Annotated in this window: 25 protein-coding genes; 5 read left to right on the top strand and 20 right to left on the bottom strand. The window is 48.6% G+C overall.

Annotated features, from left to right (window positions below; all coding sequences use genetic code 11):
* Positions 1–20 precede the first annotated feature (20 nt).
* Both ACTS9Y_RS08510 and ACTS9Y_RS08505 read right to left on the bottom strand, forming a co-directional pair.
* Complete coding sequence (locus ACTS9Y_RS08510) at positions 21–281, bottom strand: hypothetical protein (protein ID WP_442585514.1); 261 nt, start codon at positions 279–281, stop codon at positions 21–23.
* Positions 282–343: 62 nt separating this feature from the next.
* Positions 344–523, bottom strand: coding sequence for a hypothetical protein (locus ACTS9Y_RS08505; protein ID WP_379057618.1), 180 nt, complete (start codon positions 521–523; stop codon positions 344–346).
* 695 nt (positions 524–1,218) lie between these two features.
* On the opposite strand from ACTS9Y_RS08505, the gene ACTS9Y_RS08500 reads away from it, so the two are divergent.
* Positions 1,219–2,502, top strand: coding sequence for a reverse transcriptase domain-containing protein (locus ACTS9Y_RS08500; RefSeq protein ID WP_442585513.1), 1,284 nt, complete (start codon positions 1,219–1,221; stop codon positions 2,500–2,502).
* On the opposite strand, the gene ACTS9Y_RS08495 is transcribed toward ACTS9Y_RS08500, so the two are convergent.
* Positions 2,499–2,834, bottom strand: coding sequence for a zinc ribbon domain-containing protein YjdM (locus tag ACTS9Y_RS08495; RefSeq protein WP_442585512.1), 336 nt, complete (start codon positions 2,832–2,834; stop codon positions 2,499–2,501). The two genes, ACTS9Y_RS08500 and ACTS9Y_RS08495, sit on opposite strands and share 4 nt — an antisense overlap.
* 194 nt (positions 2,835–3,028) lie before the next feature.
* Between ACTS9Y_RS08495 and ACTS9Y_RS08490 the strand changes: the two genes are divergently transcribed.
* Positions 3,029–4,447: a phospholipase D-like domain-containing protein gene (locus ACTS9Y_RS08490; RefSeq protein ID WP_442585511.1), complete on the top strand. Its 1,419-nt coding sequence runs from the start codon at positions 3,029–3,031 to the stop codon at positions 4,445–4,447.
* Positions 4,448–4,520: 73 nt separating this feature from the next.
* Here ACTS9Y_RS08490 and ACTS9Y_RS08485 read toward each other — a convergent pair whose 3' ends face one another.
* Together ACTS9Y_RS08485 and tkt are read right to left on the bottom strand one after the other, a co-directional pair.
* Positions 4,521–5,396 carry a PA4780 family RIO1-like protein kinase gene (locus tag ACTS9Y_RS08485; protein WP_442585510.1) on the bottom strand — a complete coding sequence of 292 codons (876 nt, stop codon included), beginning with the start codon at positions 5,394–5,396 and terminating at the stop codon, positions 4,521–4,523.
* 143 nt (positions 5,397–5,539) lie between these two features.
* Positions 5,540–7,522, bottom strand: coding sequence for a transketolase (tkt, locus tag ACTS9Y_RS08480; RefSeq protein ID WP_442585509.1), 1,983 nt, complete (start codon positions 7,520–7,522; stop codon positions 5,540–5,542).
* A gap of 272 nt (positions 7,523–7,794) precedes the next feature.
* Here tkt and fae point away from each other — a divergent pair, with 272 nt between their 5' ends.
* Positions 7,795–8,346 (top strand): formaldehyde-activating enzyme, encoded by a 552-nt coding sequence (gene fae / locus ACTS9Y_RS08475; RefSeq protein ID WP_442585508.1) that lies wholly within the window; start codon positions 7,795–7,797, stop codon positions 8,344–8,346.
* 159 nt (positions 8,347–8,505) lie between these two features.
* On the opposite strand, the gene ACTS9Y_RS08470 is transcribed toward fae, so the two are convergent.
* The 11 genes from ACTS9Y_RS08470 to ACTS9Y_RS08420 form a co-directional block, all read right to left on the bottom strand.
* Positions 8,506–8,853 (bottom strand): c-type cytochrome, encoded by a 348-nt coding sequence (locus ACTS9Y_RS08470; protein ID WP_442585507.1) that lies wholly within the window; start codon positions 8,851–8,853, stop codon positions 8,506–8,508.
* A gap of 120 nt (positions 8,854–8,973) precedes the next feature.
* Positions 8,974–9,822, bottom strand: coding sequence for a quinol dehydrogenase ferredoxin subunit NapH (gene napH, locus ACTS9Y_RS08465; protein ID WP_442585506.1), 849 nt, complete (start codon positions 9,820–9,822; stop codon positions 8,974–8,976).
* Between the two features lie 14 nt (positions 9,823–9,836).
* Positions 9,837–10,517 carry a ferredoxin-type protein NapG gene (gene napG, locus ACTS9Y_RS08460; RefSeq protein WP_442585505.1) on the bottom strand — a complete coding sequence of 227 codons (681 nt, stop codon included), beginning with the start codon at positions 10,515–10,517 and terminating at the stop codon, positions 9,837–9,839.
* Complete coding sequence (locus tag ACTS9Y_RS08455; protein WP_442585504.1) at positions 10,474–10,977, bottom strand: methylamine utilization protein; 504 nt, start codon at positions 10,975–10,977, stop codon at positions 10,474–10,476. Before ACTS9Y_RS08455 ends, napG begins: the two co-directional genes overlap by 44 nt.
* A gap of 21 nt (positions 10,978–10,998) precedes the next feature.
* A complete protein-coding gene (gene mauG, locus ACTS9Y_RS08450; RefSeq protein WP_442585503.1) occupies positions 10,999–12,000 on the bottom strand; it encodes a tryptophan tryptophylquinone biosynthesis enzyme MauG in 1,002 nt (333 codons plus the stop codon).
* A gap of 41 nt (positions 12,001–12,041) precedes the next feature.
* A complete protein-coding gene (mauA, locus tag ACTS9Y_RS08445) occupies positions 12,042–12,605 on the bottom strand; it encodes a methylamine dehydrogenase (amicyanin) small subunit (protein ID WP_442585502.1) in 564 nt (187 codons plus the stop codon).
* A gap of 37 nt (positions 12,606–12,642) precedes the next feature.
* Positions 12,643–13,278: a methylamine dehydrogenase accessory protein MauD gene (gene mauD, locus ACTS9Y_RS08440; RefSeq protein ID WP_442585501.1), complete on the bottom strand. Its 636-nt coding sequence runs from the start codon at positions 13,276–13,278 to the stop codon at positions 12,643–12,645.
* Positions 13,271–13,843 carry a MauE/DoxX family redox-associated membrane protein gene (locus ACTS9Y_RS08435; protein WP_442585500.1) on the bottom strand — a complete coding sequence of 191 codons (573 nt, stop codon included), beginning with the start codon at positions 13,841–13,843 and terminating at the stop codon, positions 13,271–13,273. Before ACTS9Y_RS08435 ends, mauD begins: the two co-directional genes overlap by 8 nt.
* Positions 13,844–13,850: 7 nt before the next feature.
* The gene (gene mauB / locus ACTS9Y_RS08430; protein WP_442585499.1) at positions 13,851–15,071 is read right to left on the bottom strand and encodes a methylamine dehydrogenase (amicyanin) large subunit; all 1,221 of its coding nucleotides are present in this window, start codon (positions 15,069–15,071) and stop codon (positions 13,851–13,853) included.
* A gap of 53 nt (positions 15,072–15,124) precedes the next feature.
* Positions 15,125–15,985, bottom strand: coding sequence for a methylamine utilization protein MauF (locus ACTS9Y_RS08425; protein ID WP_442585498.1), 861 nt, complete (start codon positions 15,983–15,985; stop codon positions 15,125–15,127).
* Between the two features lie 284 nt (positions 15,986–16,269).
* Positions 16,270–17,109, bottom strand: coding sequence for a TorF family putative porin (locus ACTS9Y_RS08420; protein WP_442585497.1), 840 nt, complete (start codon positions 17,107–17,109; stop codon positions 16,270–16,272).
* A 528-nt stretch (positions 17,110–17,637) separates the two neighbouring features.
* Here ACTS9Y_RS08420 and ACTS9Y_RS08415 point away from each other — a divergent pair.
* Positions 17,638–18,648 carry a helix-turn-helix domain-containing protein gene (locus ACTS9Y_RS08415; protein ID WP_442585496.1) on the top strand — a complete coding sequence of 337 codons (1,011 nt, stop codon included), beginning with the start codon at positions 17,638–17,640 and terminating at the stop codon, positions 18,646–18,648.
* 61 nt (positions 18,649–18,709) lie between these two features.
* Here the strand turns inward: ACTS9Y_RS08415 and tatC are convergent, their stop codons facing one another.
* From tatC to ACTS9Y_RS08395, 4 genes are all read right to left on the bottom strand, one after another.
* Entirely contained in the window at positions 18,710–19,453 is a 744-nt protein-coding gene (gene tatC / locus ACTS9Y_RS08410; RefSeq protein ID WP_442585495.1) for a twin-arginine translocase subunit TatC, read from the bottom strand.
* Positions 19,454–19,463: 10 nt separating this feature from the next.
* Positions 19,464–19,784 carry a Sec-independent protein translocase protein TatB gene (gene tatB, locus ACTS9Y_RS08405; RefSeq protein WP_442585494.1) on the bottom strand — a complete coding sequence of 107 codons (321 nt, stop codon included), beginning with the start codon at positions 19,782–19,784 and terminating at the stop codon, positions 19,464–19,466.
* Complete coding sequence (tatA, locus tag ACTS9Y_RS08400; protein WP_442585493.1) at positions 19,777–19,950, bottom strand: Sec-independent protein translocase subunit TatA; 174 nt, start codon at positions 19,948–19,950, stop codon at positions 19,777–19,779. Before tatA ends, tatB begins: the two co-directional genes overlap by 8 nt.
* A gap of 262 nt (positions 19,951–20,212) precedes the next feature.
* Complete coding sequence (locus ACTS9Y_RS08395; RefSeq protein ID WP_442585492.1) at positions 20,213–21,001, bottom strand: SDR family oxidoreductase; 789 nt, start codon at positions 20,999–21,001, stop codon at positions 20,213–20,215.
* Between the two features lie 133 nt (positions 21,002–21,134).
* Here ACTS9Y_RS08395 and ACTS9Y_RS08390 point away from each other — a divergent pair, with 133 nt between their 5' ends.
* The gene (locus tag ACTS9Y_RS08390; protein ID WP_442585491.1) at positions 21,135–22,058 is read left to right on the top strand and encodes a LysR family transcriptional regulator; all 924 of its coding nucleotides are present in this window, start codon (positions 21,135–21,137) and stop codon (positions 22,056–22,058) included.
* Positions 22,059–22,083 lie beyond the last annotated feature (25 nt).

Genomic DNA, 22,083 nt, shown 5'->3' with positions numbered 1-22,083 from the left:
GGCTTCAGGCCAGGTAGTGATTAGCGTTTTGCAACTTCAAGCTCATCCACAACGCCCTCGTTAACAACAAACTCAGACACAGGATGCCCGCCCTGATACAGCAATGCCACATTGGCTTCAGTAGCAGGCACAGTAATGCGCGAATTGTTAATCATAAAAACAGTGAAGTATTTATTGGCGTTTTTATCGAAGTGTTCCCAAACAGAAAATACATCTTCAAGATACAATCCCGCAATCTCCAGCCCATCGAGCTGGAGATCAGTTTTATTTAAATTGTTCATTACATTCGATTCAGAGAGTTAGTTTTGCTGCGGTGAAGCTTGTTGGATAACAAAGAAGGTACTTAGTTGCGGGAAATATCTTTAGTTCTGGTATGTGACACCGCTTTTAATATGCCGATACCTGTGAGAATCACGGATGCAATAATGATGTACAAATGCGGCACACCCGCTTCAACCAACGCCCATGCAATCCCGCCAATCAGAATAGCGAACCCGATTAGATACAAAACGAACGATGACATACAGCCTCCTCAATAATTAGATTTTTAGTAATTAAATGATAGTTTTTAAGGAAGATAGTGGTATCAGACTGTTGCTGAAAACTGTGTAGGAAAAGTGGAAAATTGAAATTTCCTGTAAAAACTAATTTACCTCTTGAATTTTATATATCCATCACTATCTTATAGTTATCCTTGTTGTTGTGCTTTGCGGGCTCCCGTTTGGAAGTGCCGATGTAAGTTCCGATGACGCCGTAGCAGGCAACTTCTGCGACGGTCTGGCTTTAGCTAATAGCCTATCGCTAGATGGATGTAACCCAAGCTCTGTATCGCAATTAGCCGGAGCAAGGCCTGTAAATGGCTCTTATCGGACGGCTGCGAGCTTTTATTTCAGGGTGAGGGTGGACGCCGCTTTCGAAGGTTGCGCAGACCCGCAAAAACGTTACAATTGGAGTGGAGTATGCGATTTATCGTCGAAAGCAAAAACGTGCCAGCTTTGTGCGGGTAGCCGCACGGCAATTATTTACTGGCCTTGTCCTTGTTGTTGTGCTTTGCGGGCTCCCGTTTGGAAGTGCCGATGTAAGTTCCGATGACGCCGTAGCAGGCAACTTCTGCGACGGTCTGGCTTTAGCTAATAGCCTATCGCTAGATGGATGTAAGTTCTCTTGAGCGGGGTTGCTTGCCGATAAGAGCCCCAACCACAACAATGAGTAAATACATTGAATACTCACTACCGTAAACTTCACAGTCCCAAAAGGCTTAGAAAAGCTTGGCAAGTTGTTTATAGAAACGGTATATCCTCAAAGTCTTTCATTACCAAAAACGAAATTGAAGAGTTTTCGATAGATATTGAAAGGCACTTAACTAGAATTGCCAATCAATTAAGAAAAAAAACCTTTAAGTTTTCCCCTTCCCACGGCATAGCGATACCAAAACAAAGTAATCCCAAGAAAAAACGCCCCATCGTTGTATCACCCGTCGAGAATAAAATTCTTCAACGTGCCATTTTAGAGGCTGTAGTTGATATCCCCGAAATAAAACAAAAACTGAATTCAAAGTATAACTATGGTGGAGTCGAAGATGCTGGCGTACCTAAAGCAGTCAAAGCAGCATTTGAAGCTATGTGTCAGAAAGGTTATTTCATTAGAACCGACATTGCCGCTTTTTTTGACAATGTTCCCAGAGACCAGGCTTTGAATATTATTTTTAACGTTTGTGATGACACAGACTTTAATAAGACACTCAAAGAGGCCACCAATACTGAACTTGATAACATTGTAAAACTAGGCAGAGATAGCGAGCTTTTCCCTCTTGAGGATATTGGCGTTGCTCAAGGTTCATGTCTGTCTCCCATGATATGCAATCTTCTGTTGCACGACTTTGATGTAGAAATGAATCAAAAGGGAATAATCTGCATTAGATATATTGATGATTTCATTCTTTTTGCTAAAGATGAATCCGCAGCATTTAAAGCCTTTGCCACCGCCAAAAGACTACTTAACGAGTTAGGATTAGAGGTATACGATCCAAGAACAAAAGCTGATAAAGCCGAACATGGTTTAACTAAGGATGGGTTCCAATTCTTAGGATGTCATATACGCCCAAACAGAGTCAGACCTTCAGACAGCAGTGTCAGAAAATTCAAGGAAAGAGTTAAAGGAATATTAAAAGAGTCTTTATTAGCCTTAAAAGACCCTCTCAAAGCAGTGCTACAAGGAAACTCTTACAAAGACACCTTAACTAAACTAAGCAATACTATACGTGGGTGGGGAAACACTTACTCTTTTTGCAGTGATGATCATTTAATGCTTAACATTGATAAGGATATTGATATTTTAATAGCTGAGTTTAATCAAAACTATCGAAGAAAAGTCAGCACCTTATCCGCTAGTGATAAGAGGCGGATGAATGGCGTTTTTTTACTGTCCGACTGCAACAAAGAAGACGAGAAAAAATCAGGAACTATTAGAAATCAGATTAAGTTAGCCACCGGGCTCCATTAAGCCTTCTTTACAAACTCCGACTTCAACTTCATCGCGCCAAAGCCATCGATCTTGCAGTCGATATCATGGTCACCATCGACCAGGCGAATGTTTTTCACTTTAGTGCCCACCTTCACCACTGATGAAGAGCCTTTGACTTTAAGGTCCTTAATCACCGTAATCGTATCGCCATCTTGCAGTACATTGCCGTTGGCATCGCGGATGACTTTCACTTCTTCCGAATCAGCCGCAGCCGTCTTGCTCCACTCATTTGCGCACTCCGGGCAAACATAATTGTCACCATCTTCATAGGTATATTCGGATTGGCATTGTGGGCAGGCTGGGTAAGACATAGCGGCTTTCATTAGGCAAATAATAAAGCCGCATATTTTACAGGGTTATTATTGAATGACTTTGTTGTTTATCAATTCAGCTTAAATCTTATCAATCATTTGTAGGAGCCGCTCCGACTTTCTTATTAAGCTGCTTCAGCTACACTTCAGCAATTCTAAATCTCGGTTTATTGCGACCAATGATTTTTGCAAACATGCGTTTGATGTCCGATTTAAGTTTTCCACGGAACATCGCCACACTTATCACATTGCTGATTGGCCTGCTCACTCAAAGCTGTGCGGTGATCCCTGACCACGAGCGCACCCTTGAGAAGATCGATCCACAATCCCAGCAAGTTGAGATCGTTGGGGCAAAAGATACTTTATCCCAAGCCAAGGTGGATAAGGCTCTGCAAAAGCTCTCGCCTGACGAGCAGATTCGGGCGTCGCTTGAGAATCACCTTAAAATTGAGCAAAGCATCTCTGATAGCCACTTGTTTGCCGATAATGCATTTACTTTGCTGGTGGATGGCGAATCTACCTTTGGCAAAATAAAAGAATTGATCGGCCGCGCCGAGAAAAATATCCACCTGGAATATTTCACGTTTGAAGATGTGGATCTGGGTGGCGTGACGCTTAAGGCTTTACTGCTTGAAAAGCTCGCCAAAGGGGTTGAGGTGCATGTGATTTATGATGCTTATGGCTCCCAGCAAACGCCGCCCGAGTTCTTCGAAGCACTGAAGAAAGCTGGGGCGAAAATCACAGTATTTCACCCGCTGGAAGGCGCATCACTCAAGCAAATCAATCAGCGAGATCATCGCAAGATTCTGATTGTGGATGGTAAGGTGGCGATTATCGGCGGTGTGAATCTGAGTAAAACTTACCAGAGCAAAGGCTCATTTAAAACCTATAAAAAGGAAACGCCCAACCCTTTAACCGATGCGGCCTGGCGCGATATGGATGTGATGATTCAAGGCCCTATTCTGGGCGACATTCAGCGCGTATTTCTGGAAAACTGGGATCAAACGCAACCATTAGACCAGACACACTTCTTCCCCAAGTTGAACAAACAGGGTACCCAGTTTGCCCGTGTGATCGCCACTCCAGCTATCAAACGTAAAGAGACAGACTCGCCCTATTACCTCTCCATGCTTTCAGCCATTGAAAGCGCGGAAGACCGCATCCTGATCAACGCCGCCTATTTCGTACCGACCAAGGCGCAATTAGAAGCGTTAGTGAAAGCGGCCAACCGTGGCGTGCGTGTGGAGTTAATGGTGCCAAGCTTTACGGACTCCACGTTATCCCTATTGGTACAGCGCTCCAGATACAGCCTGCTACTGAAAAACCACATTGCCATCTACGAAATGCAGGGACAGGTGTTGCATGCCAAGACCATCACGATTGATGGCGTATGGTCTGCCATTGGCAGTTCAAATTTTGATTACCGCAGTGCCGGGATCAATGCGGAAGTAGACGTGGTGATCCTGGGCAAAGAAATTGCCAAGGGGCTTGAAGACCGTTTTAAAGAAGATATGAAAGATGCCAAAAAGATCGAGATTGATGCATGGAAAAAACGCAACTTGCTCGACCGATTAAAACAATTATCGGCACGGTTGTTTGAAGGCTTCCTGTAGCTATCAATACGAAGTGCCCGTAAAAAAATCGCCTCAGAAGAGACAATTTCCGTGCAACAACAGCGCTAAATCTTCAGAATCGTTTCGGCTTGGGTAAGGTTGCTTTCGCTTCTGCCAGGCGCATTTGCCGCGCAGCCTCTTCATCGCGTACGGCGTCTATCACGCGCACCACACTTTTCAAATCCACCGGTTTATTGTCTTGTTTGAAATGGCCGGTTAAGACCGTTTCAGGCGTGAGTTCGCCATGCGCATACAGTGCCCAGATCTCTTTGCCATATTGGGTGTTGAGTAGCTCGGGCGCGAACTGGCCGAAGAAGTCGGCCAGATTCCTGACATCGCGCTCCAGCATGCTCATGGCGTGATTATTACCTGCGGCATCCACGGCCTGCGGCAAGTCGATAATGACCGGGCCATTAGCGCTAAGCAGGATATTGAATTCGGAAAGATCGCCATGCACGATGCCTGCGCACAGCATGCGCACGACTTCTTTGAGCAACGTCTGGTGATGCTGGCGGGCTTCTTCAGCCGTGAAGGTGACGTCATTGAGCCTGGGCGCGGCGTTGCCTTCGGCATCAGCCACTAAATCCATGATCAATACGCCTTCGTAGAACTGATAGGGCGTAGGCACAGTGACGCCTGCTGCGGCAAGTCTGTACAGGGCATCGACCTCGGCGCTTTGCCAGGCTTCTTCTTGTGCCTGTTTACCGTATTTTGAACCCTTGGCCATGGCACGCGCCTGGCGGCTGCTTTTGACTTTGCGGCCTTCGGTGTAATCGACACTCTGGCGGAAGCTGCGTTTGTTGGCTTCTTTATAGACTTTGGCACACCGCGTTTCTTCACCGCAGCGCACCACATAGACCGTGGCTTCTTTGCCACTCATTAACTGGCGGATCACATCGTCAATAATGCCATCTTCAATGAGGGATTCTAATCTTTGCGGGGTTTTCATAAGGCTGAATAATAAAAGGTCTGCTCAGGGTAACATTAAACCTGTGGCATCGGTAACTAGGCGTTGTATTACGTACTCCTACACATAGATATAAAAAAACCGCTTCACTAGGAAGCGGTTTTTTACACTGCGAATCTGTTTAATTACAGAACAGATTTAACAGTAGCAACTACATTCTCAACTGTGAAACCGAAATGTTTCATCAGTGCGCCGCCTGGAGCGGATTCGCCGAAGGTATCGATACCAACAACTGCACCTTCCAGACCAACATACTTACGCCAGAAATCTGGGTGAGCAGCTTCAACCGCTACGCGAACAACGCCTGGAGTCAGCACGCTGTCTTTGTAAGCCTGGTCTTGGCGGTCAAATACGTTAGTAGATGGCATTGAAACCACACGCACTTTAGTACCGGCAGCATTCAGTTCAGCAGCCGCTTTAACAGCAAGATCTAACTCTGAACCGTTAGCGATGAGGATCACTTGTGCACCAGCAACATCAGAGAACACGTAGCCACCCTTACGGATCGCTTCGAGTTGTGATGCTTCGTGCTTGATACCTGCCAGGTTCTGACGGCTCAGTACCAGGCTGGTTGGGCCTTCTGTACGCTCAACGGCAGCTACCCATGCTACGGTAGTTTCTGTCGCTGAACCTGGACGCCATACATCCATACGAGGGATGTAACGCAGGCCAGAAGTGTTTTCAACTGGTTGGTGAGTCGGGCCATCTTCGCCTTGACCGATAGAATCATGGGTCAGCACGTAGATCACGCGTTGATGCATCAACGCAGACATACGCATGCCGTTTTTCATGTAGTCAGAGAACATGTGGAAGGTACCGCCGAATGGCAACAAGCCACCGTGCAATGCCACACCATTCATGATCGCAGCCATACCGAATTCACGTACACCGTAAGAGATGTAGTTACCTGGTTTTTTCGCATCTACGTGCACGAAGCTGCCAGTTGAAGTCAGGTTAGAACCTGTCAAGTCAGCTGAACCGCCCAGGAATTCTGGCAACAATGGCGCCAAGGCACCGATCGCGTTTTGTGACGCTTTACGGGAAGCATTGCCTTCCGCTTTTTCGTTCACTGCAGCGATGATCTTGTCTGTTTCTGCTTTCCAGTTAGCTGGCAATTCGTTAGCCGTACGGCGTTTGAATTCTGCAGCTTCTGCCGGGAATGCTTTTTCATAAGCAGCGAACTGCTCATTCCAGCTAGCTTCTCTTGCAGCACCTTTTACTTTTTGGTTCCAGCCTTCGTATACGTCAGCAGGAATCACGAATGGCTCATGTGGCCAGCCGATTTCAGCACGTGTGGCCGCAACTTCAGCGTCGCCCAATGCAGAACCGTGGCAGTCATGTGAACCAGACTTGTTTGGTGAACCTTTACCGATGATGGTTTTACAGCAGATCAGTGATGGTTTGTCAGTCACTGATTTAGCTTCGTCAACCGCTTTTTGAATCGCAGCCTGGTCGTGACCATCTACTGAAACAACGTGCCAGCCGTAAGCTTTAAAGCGGCCTGCGGTGTCGTCTGTGTACCAGCCTTCAATGTGGCCATCGATAGAAATACCGTTGTCATCCCAGAAAGCGATCAGTTTGCCCAGACCCCAGGTACCAGCCAGTGCACATGCTTCGTGAGAAACACCTTCCATCATGCAACCGTCGCCCAGGAACACGTATGTGTAGTGGTCAACGATGTTGTGGCCTGGCTTGTTGAATTGGTCAGCCAGCAGTTTTTCTGCCATGGCGAAACCAACACCGTTAGCGATACCCTGGCCTAATGGACCAGTGGTTGTTTCAACGCCTGGCGCGTAACCGAACTCAGGGTGGCCAGCACAGCGTGAATGCAATTGACGGAAAGTCTTGATGTCGTCGATCGTCACATCGTAACCAGTCAGGTGCAGCAATGAATAAATCAGCATTGAGCCATGGCCGTTAGACAGTACGAAACGGTCACGGTTAGCCCATTGTGGATTAGTTGGATTGTGGCTCAAATTGTGGTTCCAAACCACTTCAGCAATTTCCGCCATGCCCATAGGTGCGCCTGGGTGACCGGAGTTTGCTTTTTGTACAGCATCCATGCTCAAAGCACGGATAGCGTTGCACAAGTCGACACGTGTTGCCATTGTTTTCTCCCAAATGAAAATAAGAGCGGTCTTACACAAAAAGCTGCAAAACCTTGATTGAATTCTTTAAAAAGGGCGAGAAACCGGCCCTTTTACGGAAAGGGTAGATTATTCCTTAGAACCCGTTTTTCATCAAGGGTTAAAGCCATTTAATTGTTGCGGGCAACGGTAGCGCTGAAATCTAAAACCTGTTAAATCCACAGGCTTGGATAGCGCAGCCCGACGTTTTCCCCTACCATGTAAAAAAACATTGATCACAAAGGAGTATGTAAATGTCTGACGATAGAATCATTATGCGTGTCGGTGAAGCCCTGGTCGCTGGCGGCCCGCCGGGAACCGCCGCCGAACCGGAAGTGGCGATCGGGGAAATGAATGGCCCTATGGGCACTGCGTTTGCCAACCTGCTGGGCGACCAGGTCAAAGGTCACACCCGTGTGCTGGCGATCATGAATACTGACATCATGGTGCGCCCAGCGACACTGATGGTCAGCAAAGTGACAGTGAAAGATCCGCGTTACACCAATATCCTGATGGGCACCGTGCAAGGCGCGATCGCCAACGGCGTGCTGGATGCTGTGCGTAGCGGCGATATCCCAAAGGAAAAAGCCAATGACCTGGGCATCATCGTTTCAGTCTGGTTAAGCCCGGCGATTCTGGAACAGGATAAGATAGACCATAAAGCCTTGTTTGATATTCACCGCGAAGCGACTTTCAAAGCGATCCAAAAAGCCCTGCGCAACGAACCTAGCATAGACTGGTTGCTGGAAAACCAGGAAAAGATTGTGCATAAGTACTACCAGATGGGATTAGATAACAAGCTCTAAAAATAAATGGCTGCGCGGGCGAAAGGCGTTGCGCAGCTTTGTTGTTTGGCTTTATGAGTACAGGCAACATGCACTAAAAGCCACGATGCCTGAGCCCGGCTTTTTGATAAAAAAAGGGGCTTACGCCCCAGGAGACTCATAAATCAGCAAGTTAACGATTTACAAGGAGGTGATCCATTGCACGACTTCCTTAAACTCTTCGTCGCTTAATTTTCCTGCATTGGGCGGCATAGGGAGTACACCCCAGGTACCTCGCCCGCCAACTTTAATTTTTTCAATCAACGTAGCCTGTACGTCCTGGTCTTTATATTTGGCTGAAATATCTTTGAATGCCGGGCCTACTTTCCGGCTATCTACATTATGGCAGGCCAAACAGCCACCTTTATCAGCGATCGCTGCCCCATCAGCCATTGCCATCTGCGCTGAAAAACCTAGTGTTGCGGCTAAAAGACAAGTCATCGTCGGTTTAGCGATGCGACCAAACGAATTGAATGATTGGGTAACCATAATAATGAATCCAGTAAATGTGGTAGTCGAATTCTAAGTTTGAGGGCGAATAACGGGTGGCAATAATCGGCAGTACGTAGCGAAGCGCCTAGCAAAAAACGGCAAGACTGTGATTAACAGTTAATCCTGGCTCACCACTGGGATACCCTTAAACACGCTGGCTTTTTTAAAGCTTAAACGCATCGCTAACGCGCCGGTGGTGCATTGATCCAGGCAAGCCCCGCAACGCGTGCAGTCCCCAGACGTCACATAGTCGGTTTTGTTTGACACCACAGGGGCAAGCACATGGGGTTCCGGACAGACCTTGATACATGCTGAACAGCCATTGCAAGCCCTGGATTCTGTGGCTTTTACTATTAATCTGCCATAGCGGCCAAGCACTGAATAAAATGCGCCTACCGGACATATATGGCTACACCAGCCCCTGCGGGTGACAAAAATATCAAACAGGAAAATACTGGCCAGTACCATCATCCCGGCCCTGGAACTCCACATCAGTTCCCGTTGCAGCATGGTGATGGGATTCACCGCCTCCCACGCCAAAGTACCGCCAATTAATGACAGGATAAGTGACAACACCAATATTGAGATACGGATATCTTTGGAGAGGGTGAAATTACTTTTGATGTTTAACTTCTGGCGTATCCAGTAAGACGCATCCGTCAGCAAGTTGATTGGGCACACCCAGCTACAATAAATACGGCCACCAAACAAAGCATATACACTGGCCACAATGAGCATGCCTATCAACGCGCTTTTACCTAACGACGCCCCTGCCAGCATGGATTGCAACCAGATATAGGGGTCAGTCAATCCAATACCGAACCAGACACTGGAGGATAAATTACCTTGCGCGAAATAACCGCCATCAGGGAGTTCCACGGCAAATGCCAACATGATGAGCACTTGCAACACTCGCCGGCTGACCAGCCAACGATTGCGATACAGCATGTCACGAAAACGGCGCATGGTTACCCCCCTGCTTACCAGCGCCCAACAGATTGTGCACCAGACACACCCAGGCCAAGCTCACGTGGCAGCACACGAATCGCCGCCTCAGATAACACGCAGTGTTTCTCACAAGTGCCACAACCGGTACATTTGGTGCTATCCACAGTGGGGATCTGCAATACACCGCGCTCATTTTTAATCGGCTTGAGCGAGATGGCTTCCCCAATAATCGGGCACACGCGCACACAAATACTGCAGGTCAGGCCTTTGTAATTGAGGCATGTCTCATGGCCTACCAGCACCGCTACGCCCATATCGGCTTTTTTGATATCCGTCAGCAACGGGCTGAGCGCGCCGGTCGGGCAGGCACGTGCGCAGGGAATATCGACACACATGCGGCAAGGGTCATCCCGACCAACAAAGTAAGGCGTGCCAGTAGGCGCTGGATCGCTCCATGTGGCCAGGTGCAAAATGTCATAAGGACACGCTTCAACACATAACCCGCAGCGGATACAGGCAGCATTGAATTCCATCTCAGGCAAAGCACCAGGCGGCCTGAGCACACTGGCCGCACGTGACGGGCGTGATTCCAGAATGGCTTTGCCGAATACCGTGATCACGGTGGCAGCGCCTAACTTGCGGAATACTTTGCGAAAGACTTTGCGTCTTTCAGGTTCGGCGATTTCTGCTGCTACAGATATTTTGTCTGCCATTGAATATCTCCTGGCTGGTAAGTGCCGATGAAGTCGGTATAGACGATGAAACAGAAGAGGAAACGTGTGTGACGTTGACAAACAGTTGTGCGCGGATGATGGGGTGGATCCAGCATTGCAGCAAAAACTCACCTTGGGCACCTTTGGGGATCACCCAGGTACGCTTGGCACCAGGCAATTGCACGCCCAGATTGACGACATTGCCATCCGGATAGGTCACATAAATACTGTGTGCGATATCCGAGCCGTTGATGATCAGGATTTTTTCACCCGCTTGCGGCACAAAATCAACCGCTGCGAACTCGTGATGCGATAAGGTCATGGTGTGTGTAGTGACCGCGCCAGAGTGGCCTGCGCTGGCACAGCCTGCCAGATACAATGCCAGCAACATCAGCAATGCATACATCACAACCCAGGAGGATAGTTTGCGTGACATAGCGACTAATATTTGTACTCTCATAAACAACTCATCATTCTCTTTTTATTGCGGCATCGCCGGTGGCTGAATATTCAGCGGCCCGCCATCCAGGCTTTTAATAAACGCAATCAAATCGCTTTCTTCCAGTTCCGAAAGCTCAAAGCGACGCATTTCTTTGGACAGGCTCTGGCGTTGTATCGCCTCACGCTTGTAATGCTTGATGACAGTGTTCAGGTCATGCATGGAACCGTCATGCATATACGGCCCGTCTATCGGCAAGTCGCGCAGCGACGGTGTTTTGAATGCATGCTGCATCAGGGTGATTTCCGCGGGCACTTTGGCGCCACGGCCCAAGTCTTTGCTGGATAGCCCGATGTCATGGAAACTATCATCGGTAAAACGCCATGTCGTATGGCAAGCCGCACATTTGGCTTTATCGTTAAACACGGCAAACCCGCGTTTCGCATCAGCACTGATCGCCTGCTCATCGCCGTTGATCCAATGATCAAACGGGGCTGGATTCGAGACTAGCGTGCGCTGAAAGCTGGCCAGTGCTTGCGTGATTCTTTTTTGATCAATGGTTTCATCGCCAAACGCCTGCTCAAATAGAGGGCGGTAACCTTGAATCTGGTTTAAACGACTCACCAGGCTGGCAAGATCGAAATTCATTTCATGTGCAGTGGTAATGGGCAAGACTGCCTGCGCTTCCAGTGAGCTGGCACGGCCATCCCACATCAGTGCGCTTAACCAGGCACTGTTTAATACGGTAGGTGTGCGACGGGCATTTTGTACGCCGTCGGCTTGCAATGGCAAAATGCGCGCATCACTCCAGCGTTTATCGGGTGAGTGGCAAGTCGCACAAGCCATCTCCCCTGACCTGGAAAGGCGCCTATCGAAAAACAAGGTTTTACCGAGCGTTGCTTTTTCTAATGTCAGGGGATTGGACAGGGGCGCCGGAATACTGTCCGGCCGCTTGAATTTTTCCCTGGCAGGAAGTTCAGCGGCATAGACAGTACCCATCGCCATCAGCGTGCTTGCGATTAGAACCAGGCATCTAAACAACATACTGATTTTCTTCTACAACAAGACTTTTTGCTTACCAGCCGTTAGCTGGCTTTACCAACGATAGGTGAAATGGTGCAGTGATAAGTCATTGCATCATTGTCCGCGCCGAAGCACCAAACGATATCGTTGTTGAACTCCGGACGGTAAACCGGCAACTCACCTTGTGTGTTCACGCAGTTACAACGGCCACAAGTTTGTTTACCACAGCAATCGCGGTAAGCAATCAGGTAAGTCTGCTGGTCGCCAGGGTTAAAGCAACTGGCTACCCAGGAGCTTGGGGACAAACTGCTGCCTGGCGGGCAAGAAGTCAAGGTACCGCCGCAGCAGTCACACAAGTTGCCGTCAATCGTACAATGGCGCCAGTAGTCACATGCCCTTGGATCTTTATCCTGCGGTTTAAAACCAGCCCTGGTCAGGTTACCCGTGGTTGCCGCCTGTACTTCACCACCCAAACGGGAACGGCGATCTACTGGCAACAGTGGCAGTAAAGTTGAACCTGCGATAAAGGCGCCAAGGCGGCCGATAAAACTACGTCTGCCTGTCTTGCTGGCCGTACCACGTGCCAGCTTCTCAATTTTTGAGTCAAACCCAGTGTTGTTTTTCATTTCGTTTACTCTCTCCGTATTGATCGCGAATGGGTGCTTAATGCACTTTGTTCGCGGTTACTTTTTTGAATTTAGTCGCAGTGGAATCATCTTTCAGGTAATTCTGCAACGTTGAGTGGCCATGACGAATGGTTTCAAACAGGCTTTCTACGTGCTCCCTGGTGTTGCACAGGCCTTTGGCCAGAATCTTGCCATCCTGATCCAGCAGCACGCCGTAAGGCACTTTGGAAACCTGGTAACGCATCCCGATTTCAGCAGAGACGACATACAGCTCACCATCTAATGGATGGTCTTGCAGGAACTGGCGATGCTCGGCCTGTGTACCATCACTGATCAATACAACATCAGTCTCTTCAATACCCGCGACTGAGCGGATGATAGGCAACAGCTTCTGGCAGATCGGGCAGGACGGGCCGGTAAACATCAACAAGCTTGGACGGCCTGGCGTGATAGAACGGCCAACCATGACAGACTCGCCATCAAAAGTATTGGCATTAAAGACAGGGGAACGCTCGCCCACATCCGGTCCGTTATCGATCATCATTGCGCCTAGTGGTGCAGACCTTTCATGCAGCAAACCGATTTGGCGGATAACCCCCAGCATCAAGGCAGCCAGTGCCAGAAAAGAACCCCACAACAGTACATTTGAAGCAATCAAGATTCCGTTACTCATTTGTATTTCCTTTATAAATATCTAAATTGTTTTTTGCAGCTGGGAAACCGACAATCATGTCAGCACCCAGATAGAGCAAAGAAAGCATGACCGCCGACACCAGCCCGATCAGGCCAGTTTCAAGCGTGATGCCACTTGCCTGTAATGGCACAGCAACGGCATACAGGCTCACTCCCGACAGCGCGAGTGCGCGCAAGACATGGAACATGCCTATCCGGCTCATGCTGGTCGGACGTCTGACGCACCCGCAATCAATATGCGTACGTCCTCTGCCGACATTGATGGCAATCGCAATCGCAAACAGCATGAACAAGCCAGCAGCCACGCTGGCAGCGACTGGGCGCAGTGTTGGCACCAGCAAGGCAATCGCGCATCCCAGTTCCACCCATGGCAATAACTTGGCAAAGGGGGCGACCAGAAAGCCTGGCAACAGCTTGTAGTTCGCCACCACGCCCAGGAACTCATCCTGGCTGCGTAGTTTGGGAATAGCTGCCGCTGCGAGGATCAGCGCCAGAAACAATGACGCAAATATCGCAACCGTAGGATCATTCAGCATAGTGTCCATAGCGATCTCACTTATCCGCAATGAAAATCATGGAAGGCGCACGACCCAGTTCATCCAGGCTGGACAATGCCTTACCGTTGACTGCATCAAAGGTGAACAGTGTTTTCGCTTCTTCAGACACGGCGTACAAGTACGGCTTGTCATCCTGGCTCACAGCGATAGAGTTGATTTCATGCTTCAGCTCGATACGGCGCAAACGTTTACCTGAAGTCGCATCCACCACGAACACAAAACGGCTAGGCAATTTGTGCGTCCACTTTTCGCGTTGATCTGCCAACAAATAGAGCTCGTTACGTGCTTTGTGGAAAGCAATGGTTTGCCAGCCACCCGGACGCCATTTATCGGCTTTTTCCTTATCCGTAAACACTTCTATCGTTTTCAGGAATTCGGCGCCGGATTCAGACAACTTGGCCTGGAAAATCTTGCCTTCATAGGTAGGCCATGCCAGATGATTGTTTGAATTGGAATAGTACGGGTTATTCAGCAGATACTCTTTTTCGGTGTGGAACACCTTGGTTGGCTTCTGCTTGGTCGCGCCCTTGTTGTCATAGGTGAATTGCATCAAAGAACCATCTCTACAGTGCATAAAGAAGTTCTGATTTGCAGTCGGGAAAATATGGTAACAATCAGGCACATTCATGATTTTCACGAAAGCCTTTTGCTGCAGATCGACCAGGCCTACGCCTGGAGAAGGTGAGAACTGCTGGAACAACAGGTGCTTGTTATCGACACTCAAACCCGCAGTACGCTCAAACACGCCAGTCAGAAAACGACCTTCAGGAATATCGATATCGGCGATAGGCTGATGCGTTTGCGTGTCTATCAATTCCAGATAGTCATCACGTTTGCCACGCGCCACGCGGGAGTACATGGTGTTGGCGATGGCCAGGAACTTGCCATCCGAAGCCACCATGACGTTAGGCAATTTACCGGCATCTGTCATGCCCAGCAACTTGCTGGATTTGCCATCTACCGTGTAAACAGTAGAGGTCATATGAAAGTTGCCTGGGTCCAGCACGTAGACACGTTTGGCATCGCTAGGGGGTGCGATCGCGATGGAAGTCTCGTCCTGTAACTTGGCGGTAATTTCCGAGCCTAATTGATTTGGCGTTGCATCCGCCCTGGCCATACCGCTGGATAACATGAGTGCTGCGATTACAAGTCCTCCGGCGAAGCCTGCTGCCTGCTTCGATTGACGAATCATCGATGGATGATCGAGTGTTGTCATAAATCCTCCTGATATTTTTAAAATGGATGACATCTTCTGATTTCCAGCCAGGCTTACAGCGCCAGCAGCATCAATGCTGCGGAACCGATTGCCAACAACAGGAAACCATCGATTTCTACTGCGCTTTCCTGCCAACGGGCCAACCAGGCTTGAACTGACTGATCCTTAACAGGTAAGAAGTTAACTGCCACTGGCAAACAGCGGCCGATATTGAATATGGCAATGGCGATCACGGCTGCTTTCACGCCACCGCTGAACAATGCAACGCCGGTCACGATATAAAGCATGGGCGTTTGCACATAGGTCAGGTAATTCATGCCCAGGGAAAAGCCATACAACAAGCCAATGACAGAGGACCTGAAACGGAAACGCGCATCATGTGGTACCTGTGCGCGACGTTGCGGGTAAGGCATGCTCAAAAAGCCGAACTGGTGCGCCCCGTAAGCAATCGCCAATATCGCCAGGCCTGCAATTGAATATTGCGTAGGTACTTCAGAGAACAGCAGCCAGCCGGTAAAGCCCAACAGGCTGCCTAGAACCACGGCACCGATGGCATAGCCCACTGCATGGGTGAAAAAGGTCGGAGCCCAACGGAAAACCGCGCCCAGTGAATAACGACCGGCAGGCCTTAACAGGCTCAGGCTGGAATAACCACAAGGAGACCATGTAGATAACAGCCCCCCTACAAATGCCAGCAATACAAACATGCCGGTGAAGGCTGACTGCATGGACAGGGTGTCATGCATGAGCTTGCCTGCAAATAAACCCGTCACAATCGCAATCACCATCATGACCAATCGAGTGCCTGTGGATTGCGATTTTGAAAAGTGATATGCATCTGGGACACAAGTCTCGGCTGCATAAGTGTGTGATGGCCGGCTGCTACCAACGGTTGCCCCCATGTTCATACCCATATTTCCTCCTTAGGCCTGTTGGCCTGGCAATGTTTTAAATGAAGCATGAATATAGCGGCCTTGATGAGCGCGCTTTAGCAATAATCGGCATATCCCCTTTCACAGCCATTCAACAGGGCCAAGTCATGCCGGTTTTTACTATTTGAAAAAAAAGCCCCTTTCCAAGTGAAGGATTTCTGGAGATGAAAGGGGCTTGTAAATTGATTTTTGATAGAGATGAAATATCGTGGAATGAAATCGATCCCACGCATTGCGTGATCGATTGCGAAGTGAAAGCAGATGACTTACATATTCAGGCGGATATAACCAAAGAACTTATTCTCGGCCGTTTTATAGCCATCACTTGCCACATACCAGTCATGATCGGCATCCAGTGCGACATAACTGATGCCGGCATTCCATCCCTTCACATTAGCGAAGGTGAAATCTTTGTTGAGGCCGATTGAATAGTCGGTGTAATCAGCGATGTGGTAATTCTTCACCGATTGATGGCCGACATGAATGACACAGTTGATATTGGTATTCGGGAGTTGCGTCGTGTAACTGCCTTCCCAATAGTGGCTACCTTTTGAGTCACCATCCCCCATCTCATGGCTACCTATCATCCCGTGTCCCATAGAGACGGTGTTAACCCCGAACCAGTCCGTCAATGAGTGGGAATATTTAACATTGAATTGGCGATAATCAATGGCGAGATTCAATTCCGCCACATGGGGATGCTGCCCCACATAATGGTTATTTTGCGGGTAATAGTAGGTAATAAACCCTGCCGTCACAGCCAGGTCGCTGGTGAATGCTTTCTTGAATCCTGCATAAACATCTGTTTCATAGGTATTGCCATAAATGGCGTCTTTATCCACATTGGTATAGCCCAAACCAATAAAAAACCCATGATCATTTGAGTAATCAATCGCCGCCTGAAACGCGCCCCTACCCCTGCCGTATGAAATCCCTCTAAACAAGTAATCGGTATAAATACCCACATTGCCATTGATATGATGTATCGATGGAGTCACTTCCGACGAGCCAATGACATTTGTTCCACTTGCCTCCTCAGCTTGTATCAGCGAGGTCGTTGCTAATAAAAATACTGACGCCAGCAGGCGCCCTCCGTTGCGTGTCATACAAACCCTCTCAACTTGTTATAAATGTTTTAAGTCATTTATCACCAGGTCAGCTTGAAAGGTGCGGAATATATAAGCGTGGATGACGCTCAATCACAGCGAGCTAATCACAATAAAACTTTAAAATGCTGAATGCTTGCGACACTGACGCCCGTTACTTGACATCCATCCACCCGATTCTTATACCCCTCACCCAGATTCTTGCGTCTGGTCGATAAATAAGAATTGCAGCGATGCGACAATAACTTTGTTCACGGGGAGGGTTTAGCAAGATTTGGCAAAGCCGTATTTTTGATGGAAAAATATAGATTGGTTATGCCATTTATTGCTATTCATAAGCATATTTCAGGTCTAAAGTAGGATTTGGATCATCATATTCAGAACAAAAGCATAAAACTGAATAAAAACGGGCACTTAAAAGCCTGAAAAAACAATAAAAACATCAAATTAGTCCTTTAAAGCTGTCATAAATGGACTTTTGAGAGGTATTACCACAACAAGTTGATGGTGAATATCAGGAGCGATAACATGGGGTTTAGAGAAATACTATTGGGGATTGACTCGTCGGTCAGTCCTGGCTTTCACGTGGTTAAACGAGATACCACAGACGTACTTGAGCAAGCGGATGCGGTGCCTTTTTGGTCCCAGGACTATACACAGCTAGCTAAAGGTTCCTTTACGGGATCGGTGAACAGTATCAGTTACAACGGGATTCAAATATTCACCGAAACGATGAATCGGGCGGTTGATCAAATCGCCAGTGCACCACAGGACTGTTATGTGATCGGCTTGCCCACCATCATTGAAGGTGAGGCGAGCTGGGGTTTATTACCGGTCAGGGCCCATTCACTGATCACGCTTGATAAAAATGCCGAGCTTTATTTCAAGACATCCATGATCTCAGAAATCACGGTGGCGGTGATCCCTGCAAAACGCCTGGAAGAATATGCAGAAAAGATGGACTGGATAGACTTCAGGATGGTCATGAATACCATTAAACCGGTTGAATCGCTGAACCCTCATGTGGCCAAGCTACTGCTTACCACCCTGATGTATGGCATGGAATTCGATACCAGTAACGAGCAGGATATCAACCTCAAAGAAAAGTGGGAAAGCTTTGAAGATGATCTGATGTCGGCGTGTTTGCATGCGTTATTTCATGCCAGCGCAAATACGCACCCGCATTTTGATCATCGCATCCCGCGCTATATCGTCAACCGTGTGAGGAGCTCTACCCTGACCAATGCCGCTTTTCCGCTTTCGATCGAAGAGCTTTGCAAAGTCTTAAAGGTGAGTCGCAGAACACTGAACCATGCGTTTATCAGAGTGCTTGGCATCACGCCAGTCACCTATATGCGCAACGTGCGTCTACAACGCATCAGGCTGGAATTGATGAGCGCACCCAAGGATTTCTCCAGCATTGCGCATGTTGCCTCCAAATGGGGCTTCTGGCATATGAGCCTCTTTTCACGGTATTACCGTGAGTTGTTTGGTGAATGCCCGATTGATACTTTGCAACGCGCAAAAAGCCTGAAATGACTTATAGCGCCGGTCTATCACGATCGGCGCTACTCAAATAAAAATCAATCTAGGGGGTTGGTCATACTGGCGCCACTTCCCGATCACGCTTATGAATCAACACACTGGCCACCAGTACCCCGAGTTCATACAGTATCCATAACGGGATCGCCAGCATGAATTGCGAAATGATATCCGGCGGTGTAAAAATAGCGCCGATGACAAACGCCCCAACAATTACGTAACTTCGGATTTCCTTTAAGGTGTTGACCTCAACGACGCCCATATAGGCGATCGCTACAACAATAATCGGGGTTTGAAATGAGATGCCGAAAGCCAGTGTGATCGATACCAGAAAGTCCAGGTAATTACCGATCTCGGTCATCACCGCTACCCCTGCAGGTGCGCTGCCAATAATAAATTTGAAGATGACCGGGATGACAATATAGAAGGCAAAACTGGCCCCCAGTATGAATAGAACGATGCTAGACAGAACACCAATCAAACTGATCAGCCTTTCCTTTGGGTAAAGGCCTGGTTGAACAAATTTCCAGAGTTGATACAGGGTGTTTGGCAGGCTGAGTGCGATCGCCACATACAATGCAATTTTCAGAGGGATCAAAAAAGGGGAAGTGACCGAAGTGGCGATCATTTGCCCGCCAGCAGGTAACTGGCTAAGCAAGGGCCTCACGAAAAATTCATGTAGCTCATTCGCGAAAGGGAGCGTCACCCCCAGCGCTAGTAACAACCCGATGACGATGCGTATGCATCGGGTTCTTAACTCATAAAAATGGCTGAGCGTATCACCTTGTGTTTGTTGTGCCATCACCGATCACTCACTTTACTGTTTCTGGCGTTTGAGCGCGTGCTTTCGCCTCTTCCAGTGGTAGTTCAGAAACAACCTCAGCCTCGCCTTCAAGCGTGATCATTTGTGATTGGAATGCGAGTAGTTTCTGCTGCGCCTCGGCGGTGGCTTTTTTCATCTGATCAAGCGCCACTTCACGTTCCATATCTTGTTTGATGCCAGACACATAGCGCTGCACCCGGCCATAAAGCAAGCCATAGGTTCTTGCCAGCTTGGGCAGTTTTTCCGGACCAATGACGATCAATGCGACCACCACGATTACAATGATCTCAGAGAAGCCGACCTCAAACATTCCTCGACTGGTCCTCAATGGATGCAGGCTGCTCGTTCATTGCCTGTTTGAAGTTTTTAACAGCGCCACCCACATCACCGCCTATATTACGCAAGCGTTTGGTGCCGAAAATCATTGTGACGACAGCCAATACTATTAACCAATGCCAGATACTGAAACTTCCCATTTGCCAATCTCCATGTTTTCACTGCACTCATCATCCTCTTAATGGATGCATACAGTTAGTAAAAAATGGCACAACTTTAAAACATCAAAGTGCGTCACGTTGTAGGGCATACCTACAGCCTATCAATTGGCCTTCTGGAGGGATTCAACATCAAATGTTTTGGGTGCACTGATGCACCCAAAACGGCTCGTTAAATGCTACGGCTGCTTTCCCAAGTGGCCTCTTACTCTATTGACCTGCCAGTGTGGAAAGAGGCAAACACTTAAGTTCTATTAACAGACAAGCCACCATCCACCAGCGAAGCGGTACCCGTCACAAACGAAGCATCATCAGAAGCCAGGTACAACACAGATTGTGCGATCTCTTCTGGTTTACCGACCCGTTTCAGCGCGTGCATATTAGTCAGGAACGCTTGTGCTTCTGCGGTATTGTTTTTTTCGCGGTACATATCGGTATCGACGGCGCCTGGTAAAACGGCATTCACCCGTACGCCTTTTGGGCCATATTCAGTTGCCAAGGCCTGGGTCAAACCGATCAACCCTGCTTTACTGGCGGCATAGGCGGCAAACTCAGGGAAGGCCGCACTGTAGCCGACAAAAGTAGAGGTGAAAATGATGGAACCGCCGCCTTGTTTCGCCATTTCTGGGATCTGGTATTTAGCACCCAGGAACGCACTGGTTAAATTGATGGCCAGCGTATCGTTCCAGCCTTGTTGCGACACCGCATGCGTCGGGCCGGTTTCGCCCAATGTGCCTGCATTATTAAAGGCGATATCCAGTTTGCCGAAGCTATTGACTGCCAGCGCGACCAGCGATTGGTTAAATGCTTCCGATTGCACGTCACCGGCAAACGCAATCGCTTCGCCACCGTCGGCAATAATTTCAGCCACCAGGGTGGCTAACTCTGATTCACGGCGTGCGGCAACAACGACTTTGGCACCGTGCTGGGCAAATAATTTGGCAGTGGTGCGGCCTATACCTGAACTGGCACCCGTGACGATGGCGACTTTACCGGCCAGACGTTGGTAAGTGTTATTTGTAGTATTTGTCATGATGAATTCCTTTAATTGATGAAAGATGTATTGCAACGACGAGTGCAGTATGCACTTTCTATTCGATTACAATTAGTCATCAATAAATACAAATACTTTATACTAAAGGTATAAAATAAAACGGATTATTCCTATGGAAACATTAAGCAGTATTGAATCGTTTGTCCGCAGCGCTGAGTTCGGCAGCTTCTCCGCAGCAGCACGCAGGCTCAGCCTGACACCAGGTGGCGTGAGCAAGAACGTGGCGAAACTGGAAACGGATTTAGGGGTGAGGCTGTTTCATCGCAGCACACGCAGCCTGACGCTGACCGAAGCCGGGGAGCAATTTTTAGCGCAAGTGACAGGCGGGCTGGACGCCATACAATCCGCCATTGCCAACACCAGCACAGTCGCCGGCCAGCCAGCCGGGACACTCAAGGTAGGCATGGCGATGGCATTTGGTCGCGACCATATATTGCCTTTACTGGGGCAATTTCTGGCAGCCTACCCGGCGATCAAACCAGATTGGCGCTTTGATAACCGCCAGGTCGATTTGATCGGGGAAGGGTTTGATGCGGCGATTGGTGGCGGCATTGATATTGCACCTGGTGTGGTGGTGCGAGAACTGGCAAAGATCCATTTGGTGCTGGTCGCTTCACCTGAGTATCTTGCGAATACATTTAGCCCGGAAACGCCTGCTGATTTATCCAAACTGGATGCACTGATACGCTACTCTCAAACCACAAATCGCGCCACGCCCTGGCATCTTAAAACAAGTGCCGGCGAGCAAGTGACGATAGAGCTGCCGCCGCGCGTGACCTTGAATGACCCTGAAATGTTGTGCAACGCCTCCATCGCGGGCCTGGGCGTCGCGCACGTGCCGATGCCACACGTATTACGCCATCTGGAAAGCGGCGCGCTAGTCAGGGTGTTACCGGACTGGTATACAGAAAGTGGTGTGATTTCTTTGTATTTTGCTGCGAAAAAGCTGATGCCCGCCAAAACCCGGGTATTCGTAGATTTTATTGTCGAGCAATTCCGCGCGCAGCGATTATCGGAAAAGTGGTCAGCGCTTTAGTGGAGTTGCACCGGTCTGCCAGAAA

The sequence above is a fragment of the Methylophilus sp. genome (assembly GCF_052173275.1).
Classification (GTDB): Bacteria; Pseudomonadota; Gammaproteobacteria; order Burkholderiales; family Methylophilaceae; genus Methylophilus.
The sequence above is the reverse complement of the archived record's forward strand: the minus strand, read 5'-3'. Positions and strand labels throughout refer to the sequence as shown.

Coding starts and splice junctions, on each gene's coding strand:
- tatC (WP_442585495.1), bottom strand. CDS start 19,453: ATGGCACAACAAACACAAGGTGATACGCTCAGCCATTTTTATGAGTTA.
- mauD (WP_442585501.1), bottom strand. CDS start 13,278: ATGAGTAACGGAATCTTGATTGCTTCAAATGTACTGTTGTGGGGTTCT.
- ACTS9Y_RS08495 (WP_442585512.1), bottom strand. CDS start 2,834: ATGTCTTACCCAGCCTGCCCACAATGCCAATCCGAATATACCTATGAA.
- mauB (WP_442585499.1), bottom strand. CDS start 15,071: ATGACAACACTCGATCATCCATCGATGATTCGTCAATCGAAGCAGGCA.
- mauA (WP_442585502.1), bottom strand. CDS start 12,605: ATGAAAAACAACACTGGGTTTGACTCAAAAATTGAGAAGCTGGCACGT.
- napG (WP_442585505.1), bottom strand. CDS start 10,517: ATGGCAGACAAAATATCTGTAGCAGCAGAAATCGCCGAACCTGAAAGA.
- mauG (WP_442585503.1), bottom strand. CDS start 12,000: ATGTTGTTTAGATGCCTGGTTCTAATCGCAAGCACGCTGATGGCGATG.
- ACTS9Y_RS08420 (WP_442585497.1), bottom strand. CDS start 17,109: ATGACACGCAACGGAGGGCGCCTGCTGGCGTCAGTATTTTTATTAGCA.
- ACTS9Y_RS08425 (WP_442585498.1), bottom strand. CDS start 15,985: ATGGGTATGAACATGGGGGCAACCGTTGGTAGCAGCCGGCCATCACAC.
- ACTS9Y_RS08505 (WP_379057618.1), bottom strand. CDS start 523: ATGTCATCGTTCGTTTTGTATCTAATCGGGTTCGCTATTCTGATTGGC.
- tkt (WP_442585509.1), bottom strand. CDS start 7,522: ATGGCAACACGTGTCGACTTGTGCAACGCTATCCGTGCTTTGAGCATG.
- ACTS9Y_RS08485 (WP_442585510.1), bottom strand. CDS start 5,396: ATGAAAACCCCGCAAAGATTAGAATCCCTCATTGAAGATGGCATTATT.
- napH (WP_442585506.1), bottom strand. CDS start 9,822: ATGCGCCGTTTTCGTGACATGCTGTATCGCAATCGTTGGCTGGTCAGC.
- ACTS9Y_RS08395 (WP_442585492.1), bottom strand. CDS start 21,001: ATGACAAATACTACAAATAACACTTACCAACGTCTGGCCGGTAAAGTC.
- ACTS9Y_RS08415 (WP_442585496.1), top strand. CDS start 17,638: ATGGGGTTTAGAGAAATACTATTGGGGATTGACTCGTCGGTCAGTCCT.
- tatA (WP_442585493.1), bottom strand. CDS start 19,950: ATGGGAAGTTTCAGTATCTGGCATTGGTTAATAGTATTGGCTGTCGTC.
- ACTS9Y_RS08470 (WP_442585507.1), bottom strand. CDS start 8,853: ATGGTTACCCAATCATTCAATTCGTTTGGTCGCATCGCTAAACCGACG.
- ACTS9Y_RS08435 (WP_442585500.1), bottom strand. CDS start 13,843: ATGGACACTATGCTGAATGATCCTACGGTTGCGATATTTGCGTCATTG.
- ACTS9Y_RS08490 (WP_442585511.1), top strand. CDS start 3,029: ATGCGTTTGATGTCCGATTTAAGTTTTCCACGGAACATCGCCACACTT.
- fae (WP_442585508.1), top strand. CDS start 7,795: ATGTCTGACGATAGAATCATTATGCGTGTCGGTGAAGCCCTGGTCGCT.
- ACTS9Y_RS08390 (WP_442585491.1), top strand. CDS start 21,135: ATGGAAACATTAAGCAGTATTGAATCGTTTGTCCGCAGCGCTGAGTTC.
- tatB (WP_442585494.1), bottom strand. CDS start 19,784: ATGTTTGAGGTCGGCTTCTCTGAGATCATTGTAATCGTGGTGGTCGCA.
- ACTS9Y_RS08510 (WP_442585514.1), bottom strand. CDS start 281: ATGAACAATTTAAATAAAACTGATCTCCAGCTCGATGGGCTGGAGATT.
- ACTS9Y_RS08455 (WP_442585504.1), bottom strand. CDS start 10,977: ATGAGAGTACAAATATTAGTCGCTATGTCACGCAAACTATCCTCCTGG.